The sequence below is a fragment of the Luteitalea sp. genome (assembly GCF_044337415.1).
In the GTDB taxonomy this organism is placed as follows: domain Bacteria; phylum Acidobacteriota; class Vicinamibacteria; order Vicinamibacterales; family Vicinamibacteraceae; genus Luteitalea.
Map to the genome: position 1 here is coordinate 1 of NZ_JBIINP010000192.1, position 7,471 is coordinate 7,471.

The 7,471-nt window shown below is 70.2% G+C and carries 7 protein-coding genes; 1 reads left to right on the forward strand and 6 read right to left on the reverse strand.

Features of this window, described 5'->3' with window-relative positions; genetic code table 11:
* The 6 genes from ACIRDX_RS18620 to ACIRDX_RS18645 form a co-directional block, all read right to left on the reverse strand.
* A partial coding sequence (locus ACIRDX_RS18620; RefSeq protein WP_396626939.1) for a PstA family ABC transporter permease occupies positions 1-482 on the reverse strand: 482 nt, incomplete at its 3' end.
* Positions 483-485: 3 nt separating this feature from the next.
* Positions 486-1,388 carry a phosphate ABC transporter permease subunit PstC gene (gene pstC / locus ACIRDX_RS18625; protein ID WP_396626940.1) on the reverse strand — a complete coding sequence of 301 codons (903 nt, stop codon included), beginning with the start codon at positions 1,386-1,388 and terminating at the stop codon, positions 486-488.
* Entirely contained in the window at positions 1,385-2,287 is a 903-nt protein-coding gene (locus ACIRDX_RS18630; RefSeq protein ID WP_396626941.1) for a PstS family phosphate ABC transporter substrate-binding protein, read from the reverse strand. The genes pstC and ACIRDX_RS18630 overlap by 4 nt, the downstream gene beginning before the upstream one ends.
* A 7-nt stretch (positions 2,288-2,294) precedes the next feature.
* A complete protein-coding gene (gene phoU, locus ACIRDX_RS18635; RefSeq protein ID WP_396626942.1) occupies positions 2,295-3,512 on the reverse strand; it encodes a phosphate signaling complex protein PhoU in 1,218 nt (405 codons plus the stop codon).
* Between the two features lie 18 nt (positions 3,513-3,530).
* On the reverse strand, positions 3,531-4,622 hold the full coding sequence (locus tag ACIRDX_RS18640) for a pyridoxal-phosphate-dependent aminotransferase family protein (RefSeq protein ID WP_396626943.1): 1,092 nt from the start codon (positions 4,620-4,622) through the stop codon (positions 3,531-3,533).
* Positions 4,623-4,775: 153 nt separating this feature from the next.
* Complete coding sequence (locus ACIRDX_RS18645; RefSeq protein ID WP_396626945.1) at positions 4,776-6,410, reverse strand: L-lactate permease; 1,635 nt, start codon at positions 6,408-6,410, stop codon at positions 4,776-4,778.
* 153 nt (positions 6,411-6,563) lie between these two features.
* Between ACIRDX_RS18645 and ACIRDX_RS18650 the strand changes: the two genes are divergently transcribed.
* On the forward strand, positions 6,564-7,471 hold a 908-nt coding region (locus ACIRDX_RS18650), incomplete at its 3' end, for an FAD-binding oxidoreductase (protein WP_396626944.1).

The following is a 7,471-nucleotide window of genomic DNA, read 5'->3' on the forward strand; positions in this document are numbered from 1 at the left end:
GACGTGCTGGCGATGATCACCGGCAGCGTCATCACGGCCAGCGTGAGCGAGGCGGCGAGGATGGACTGGCCGAGTCCGGCGGCCAGCACGAAGGCGCCGAGCCCGAAGAGGGCATGCACGATGCTGGGGACGCCGGCGAGATTGATGACGGCCACCTGGATGATGCGCGTGAGCCAGGTGTCGCGCGCGTACTCGTTGAGGTAGACCGCGGCCAGCACGCCCACCGGCGCTGCAATGGCCAGCGACGTCCCCACGAGATAGATCGTGCCGATCAGCGCCGGCCAGATGCCGCCCCTGGTCTGCATGTCGCGCGGCGGCTCCAGCAGGAAGCCGAGCGAGAGCGACGGCCAGCCCTTCGCCACCAGGTAGCCAAGGATGGCGAAGAGCGGCAGCACGATGCACAGCGTCGAGACGCCCAGGACCACATGGGCGATGCGCTCGTGTCTGCGCCTGCGGACGACGTTGGGACCGGCCTCGAACATGGGCTACCGGCGGCGCGTGCCGCGCACCACGAGATCGGCGGTGAGGTTGACGAGGAAGGTGATGGCGAACAGCAGCACGCCGATGGCGAAGAGCACGCGGTAGTGTTCCGAGCCCTTGCTGACCTCACCCATCTCCGAGGCGATGTTGGCCGTGAGGGTCCGCACCGGGTCGAGCAGGCCCGTCGGGATCTGCACCGCGTGCCCGGTCGCCATCAGCACCGCCATGGTCTCGCCGACGGCACGCCCGACGCCGAGCAGCACGGCGGCGAGCAGGCCGTTGCGCGCCGCAGGCAGGAGGACGCGGTAGACCAGTTGCCAGCGCGTGGCGCCCAGGGCGAGGCCGGCCTCGCGGTAGGAGTCGGGCACGGCCTTGAGCGCGTCCTCGCCGATCGACACGATGATCGGCAGGCTCATCAGCGCCAGCAGGATGCCCGCGTTCAGCACGTTGAGTCCCACTGCGGCATCGAACAGCGTGATCAGCAGGTCGTTCATCACCGTGAGGCCGATGAAACCCCAGACCACAGACGGGATCGCCGCCAGCAGTTCGATGACGATCTTCAGCGACTCTCGCAGGCCCGGACCACAGAACTCCGAGAGGTAGATGGCGCCGCCGATGCCGAGGGGCACGGCGACGGCCATCGCCAGCGCCGTGACCGCCAGCGTGCCCACCACCATCGCCAGCACGCCGTACCGGATGTCGGTGACCGAGGTCGGGTACCACTCCACGCTGAACAGGAACTCGCGGAGGCTGAAGTGCTCGCTCGTGAACACGGGCGCGGCCTCGCGGAAGACGAAGAAGAAGATCCCCCCGACCAGGATCACCGCGCTGATCCCGCACAGGTAGATCAGCGTCTCGATCACCCGTTCGGCCAGCAACGAGCGCCACGACCGGCGGAAGGCCGTCATCGCGCCCCCATGTCGGCCGCGCGCAGCGGGACATAGCCGACCGCGGCGACGAGCCGCTGGCCCGACGGCGAGTGAATCCAGTCGAGGTAGCGCTTCGTCTCGCCCTCGGGCTGGCCCGCCGTGAACATGTAGAGCGGCCGCGCGATCGGGTAGCTCCGATCGAGCGTTGCCGCGGGGGTCGGGGCCACCGGGGCGCCGCCACCGGTCGACAGCGAGAGCATCCGTACGCCGTCGGTCGCGTAGCCCATGCCGCTGTACCCGATGGCGCACGGCGTGTGGGCCACGAGTTCCACGACCTCTTTCGACCCATTCAGCTCGAGGGTGCCGAGCTTGAAGTCGCGCTTGCCGAGCGCGACCTCGCGAAAGAAGTCGTACGTGCCCGAGCTCGACTGCCGGCTGATCCGGATGATGGTGTCGCGCGGGCAGGACGGATGGTGGACGCCCAGGTCGGACCATCGCGTGATCGCGCCGCCCTCCGCAAACAGGGCCTCGAGCTGCGCCAGCGACATGGCGGTCAGCGGGTTGGACGCGTGCACGTACACGACGAGGGCGTCGTAGCCGGTGATGTGCTCGACCGCATCGACGCGGCGCGAGAGCTTCACGGCCTCCCGCTCGGCCGCCTTCATCGGCCGGCTGCTGTTGGCGATCTGCACCGTACCGTCGATCAACGCCGCGATGCCGACGCCGGAGCCGCCGCCCGCCACCTCCACCGACACGTCCGGCGCGACACGGGCGTACTCCTCGGCCCACGCCTGCGCAACGTTGATCATCGTGTCGGATCCACGATTGAGCAGCACGGCGCGGCGCGGGGCCGCGCCCCGGTCGCACGACACGGTGCCGAGCGCGCAGAGCGCGAGCAGGCCGAACGCCAACAGCTGCCGGAGGGGAGACGAGGCCATGTGGGTCCTAGTCCTGGCGAACGATCGCCTCGACCAGGTCCTGGAGGTGACGCTGAATGGACGCGAACGCCCGCTCGTATGCCTGGCGGTTGTCCTCCAACGTGCCCGGCAGGGCCGAGGGATCGTCGACGTGCCAGTCGAACACCACCGTCGGCGTGCGGCGGAACCGCATCGCGCAGTAGGCGTCCGTGTCGAAGGACACGACCACGTGATAGACCTCGAGGTTGGGGATCTGCTCGAGCGACTTGGGTCGGTGGCGCTCGATGATGTCCAGGCCCTTGCTCCTCAGGAACTCGGGCAGCCGCGGATCGATGAGACTGGGCTCCAGCCCCGCGCTGCTGAAGATCAGCCGGGGGTGGGCCAGGGTCGTGGCGACGGCCTCGGCCATCTGGCTGCGGCAGTGGTTGTGCTGGTCGACGAACAGGATGCGGAACGCTTCCGGCGACTTGTGCTTGGCGAAATCGCCGGTGCACATGTAGAGCGTCTCGGCGCACATGTTGCGGATCTCGTCAGCGACCCGCTCGAGGCGACGACTGACCGTGGACAGCAGGGCGTAGGCTTCCAGGCCGATCTCGCCGGCGGTCTGCCGGGCCATCAGGTCCTTGTCGATGCGCTGGCGCATCCTGTCGATCGTGCGCTCGGTCCGCATCGTGGCCCGCGCCAGTTCGGCGTCGGGCTCGAGGAACGCCTGGATGGCCTCCTGCAGCATGGCCAACGCCGCGTCGCCCATCTCCCGGAACGGCTCCGCCGGGATGCGGGCCTCGAGCTCATGGAGCTTCAGGACGCGCCGCGCCACACCTTCCGCGTGGTCGCCGATGCGCTCGAGCTCCGTGCTGATCTTGAGGGCCGCGTAGGCGAAGCGCAGGTGCCCGGCTGCCGGCTGCTGGCGGACGACGAACTCCAGGGTCAGGCGATCGAGCTGCTGCTCGAGCTCGTCGATCCGCTGGTCGCGCAGGATGACCAGGTACGCGCCTTGCGGCGCGCCCTGGACAAGGGAGTCGAGGGCGCCGCGAAGCGCCCGCGTGCACTGCTCGGCCATCTCCCTGACCGTCTGGCGGATCAGGTCCATGTCGTGCTGCAGGCTCGCTTCCAACTGGCTGCCCATGATCATCGCCTCGACGATTGCAGTCCACGGATGTGACATCCGCGCGACGTTGGTCTGCGACGTGTGGGTCGCGTGGCCGCGACCACGGGCCTCACGCCCGGTTGGCGACCACGCGCCCACGGCGGCAGGCTGGTGGCCCTAGCCGATCTCCGACTTCAGGGCTGCGATGAGCTGCTGCACGTTCTCGCTCGTCGCACCGGCGCCCATCAGGCCCACGCGCCAGATCTTGCCGGCCAGCGGCCCGAGGCCCGCGCCGATCTCGATGCCGTGCGTGTCGCGCAGCGCGACGCGCACCTTCGCCTCGTCGGTCACCCGCTCGGGGATGCGCACGGTGTTGAGCGTCCACAGCCGCTCGCCCTCGGGCGGCAGCAGCGACAGGCCCATCTCCGCGAGCGCCGCGACGAACTCGCCGTGCACGCGGGCGTGACGCGCCGACCGCGCCTCCATGCCTTCCTCGTCGATCAGGCTCAGCGCCTCGTGCAGCGCGTAGACGAGCGGCGTCGAGATCGTGTGGTGGTACCCGCGCTTGATCCAGTAGCCCTCGAGCAACGGCAGGTCGAGGTAGAAGCTGCGGCTCTTGGCCACGGCGCGCGTCGCCGCGTTGAAGGCGATCGGCGCAAAGCCCGACGGCGCCCCCACGCCCTTCTGGCTGCAGCTGTACACCACATCGAGGCCCCAGCCATCGACGTCCACCGGGTGGGCGCCGAACGAGGTCACCGCGTCGACGATGATCCTGGCCCCGTGCGCGCGCGCGAGCGCGGCCACGTCCTGCACCGGCTGCAGCACGCCCGTCGACGTCTCCGCGTGGACGATGGTCACGACCTTGAAGGCGGCGTGTTCGAGCGCCGTCTGGACGGCGGCCGGGTCGATGGCCCGTCCCCACTCGCCGTTCAGGCGGGTCACGGTGGCGCCATATCGTTCGCACACCTGCGCCAGGCGGTCGCCGAAGTAGCCGGTGACGACGCAGAGGACGGCATCGCCCTCGCCCACCACGTTGGCCACCGCCGCCTCGAGGCCCGAGGACCCCGTACCCGGCACGGCGAAGGCGATACCCTCCGCGCTCACGTTGAACAGCCCGTGCAGCCGGCGACGGATGTCGTCGAGCAGCGCGATCATGTCGGGATCGAGGTGGCTGCGCTGGGGCGCGACCATCGCGTTGAGGACACGGGGCAGGACGGGGCTCGGTCCAGGACCGAGCAGCAGGCGCGGGGTGGTCGGCAACAGGCTCACGCGCCGGATTCTACCGTGAGGCGGCCCCATCAGTGCGTTCCGGGGCCGCCCAGCGCCATAGGGCTCAGGGCTCACGGCTCAGGGAGCATTCAGGAGATTCAGCAGGAGCAGTATGCCTTCTGAGCCCTGAGCCTTGAGCCCTGAGCCTGCTTGCTACCACACCAACCGCGTGAACGGCGCGACGTAGGCCTGCAGGAACACCAGCAACCCGACGAGTCCGGCCAGCACGAGGCTGTGCCAGAAGACGTAGCGCAGGATCTCACCCTCGTGGCCGTACCATCGCGTCGCCGTGCTGGCGACGACGATCGACTGCGCGTCGATCATCTTGCCCATCACGCCGCCCGAGCTGTTGGCGGCGGCCATGAGCACCGGGTTCAGGCCCAGTTGCTCGGCGGTGATGCGCTGCAGGCTGCCGAAGAGCACGTTGGACGAGGTGTCCGACCCGGTCAGCGCCACGCCCAGCCAGCCGAGCATGGTGCCGAAGAACGGGTACAGCACGCCCGTGCCCGCGAAGGCGAGGCCGAGCGTCGCATCGAGCCCGGAATAGCGGGTGGTGAAGCCGATGGCCATCATCACGGCGATCGTGATCAGCGATGTGCGCACCAGGCGCAGTGTCGCGAGGTAGGTCCGCAGCAGTTCACCGAGCGAACAGCCCATCACGAGGCCCGCGACGAGGGCGGCCAGCAGGATGCCCGTGCCTGTCGACGAGACCCACGACAGGGCGAACAGCGCCGGTTCGCTGGCGGCCGTCGCCACGACCGGCGGCACACGCTGCACCACGTCGTGCAGGCCGGGTACGGGGATCTTCACGGTGGTGGCCGCGTCGAGCGCGGCCTTCACCGGGGGCAGGCCCCACGTGAAGACGACGAGGCTGAGGATGGCCCACGGCACCCAGGCGCGCACCACCTCGGCGCGCGTCGGGGTCGGCCGGTGCGTGTCGCGCACGCCGCCGAGACGATCACCAGGCTCCCAGCCGTCTGACGGATGCCACACGCGCAGGAACACCACGAGCGAGCCCATCGACGCGATGGCCGCCACCACGTCGACCAGCCAGGGGCCGTGCAGGTTGGACACCAGCGCCTGCACGACGGCGAACGGCACGCCGGCGGCGAGAATCGCCGGCCACACGCCGACCATCCCGCGCCAGCCCGCGAAGGCTGCGATCAGCCAGAACGGCACGATGACCGAGAACAGCGGCAGCTGCCGCCCGACCATGCCGCTGAGGGCAAGGAGGTCGAGGCCGCTGACGGCGGCCAGCGCGATGATGGGCGTGCCCAGCGCGCCGAAGGCCACCGGCGCGGTGTTGGCGATCAGCGACAGCCCGGAGGCGGCGAGTGGCGCGAAGCCGAGGCCGATCAGCAGCGCGCCCGTCACGGCCACGGGTGTGCCGAAGCCGGCCGCGCCCTCGAAGAACGCCCCGAACGCGAAGGCCACCAGCAGCAGTTGGAGTCTGGCGTCGGTGGTGACGTGCGTGATGCTCTGCCGCAGCGTCGCGAAGAGTCCGCGCTGCTCGGTCAGCTGGTACAGGAAGATGACGTTGATCACGATCCAGCCGATCGGCAGCAGGCCGTAGGCGGCGCCGTAGCCGGCGCTCGCGAGCGCCATCGGCGCGGGCATGCCGAACAGGAGCACGGCCACCGCGAGCGACGTGACGAGGCCGACGAGCGCGGCGACGTGCGCCTGCAGCTTGAGGAACGCCAGCGAGCCGAGGAGCGCCACCACGGGCAGCGCCGCGCAGAGGGTCGACAGCCATGGCTGGCCGAAGGGGTCGTACACCTGGCTCCACATCAGGGCATGGGCTCCGGTCGTGATGGCCCGACGCACGGGCGCCGGGATGCGACGAACTCTCTACCAACTGCCGACTGCCAACTGCCGACCAGCGAATGCCGACCGCCGACTGCCGAAGGGTTGTGCTGGCGCCGCGCAGTATAGACTGCCCGCATGCGCCCAGACGACCTGCTCGCCGCCCTGGCGCGGATCGTCCCGCCGTCGCGCCTGCTGACGCGCCCGTCGGCGTTGGCGGCCTACGAGTCCGACGGCGTGACCGCCTACCGGGCCAGGCCACGCGTCGTCGTGCTCGCCGAGACCGCTGATGAGGTGGTCGACACCGTGCGCGCCTGCCATGCGGCCGGCGTCCCCTTCATGGCGCGCGGCAGCGGCACGAGCCTGTCGGGGGGCGCCGTCCCGATCGAGGACGGCGTCGTCATCGCGCTGAGCCGCATGAACCGCATCCTCCGGCTCGACCCCGACGCGCGGATCGCCGTCGTCGAACCCGGCGTGGTGAACCTCGCCGTGACCACCGCGGCGGCGCCGCACGGGCTGTACTACGCGCCCGACCCATCGAGCCAGACGATCTGTACCATCGGCGGCAACGTCGCCTTCAACTCGGGAGGCGCGCACTGCTTCCGCCACGGGATGACGGCCAACCACGTGCTCGGCATGAAGGTGGTGCTGGCCGATGGCACGCAGGCGACGCTCGGGGGCGACAGTCTCGAGCAGGTCGGCCCCGACCTCACCGCGCTGTTCTGTGGCTCTGAAGGCCTCTTCGGCGTGGTGCTCGAGGTGACACTGCGGCTCGTGCAGCGCCCTGCCGTCTATCGCACCGTGCTGGCGGCCTACGACCGGCTGCAACTGGCCGGCGACGCCGTCTCGCGCATCATCGACTCGGGCCTGCTGCCGGGCGCCATGGAGATCATGGACCGCCTGGCCATGGACGCCGCCGAGGCCGCCGTGCACGCCGGCTACCCCACCGATGCGGCCGCCGTGCTGATCGTCGAATGCGAGGGCGAAGACGCGCAGGTTGCGGCGGAGTTCTCGCGGCTCATGGCCATCCTCGAGGCCTCGGGCGC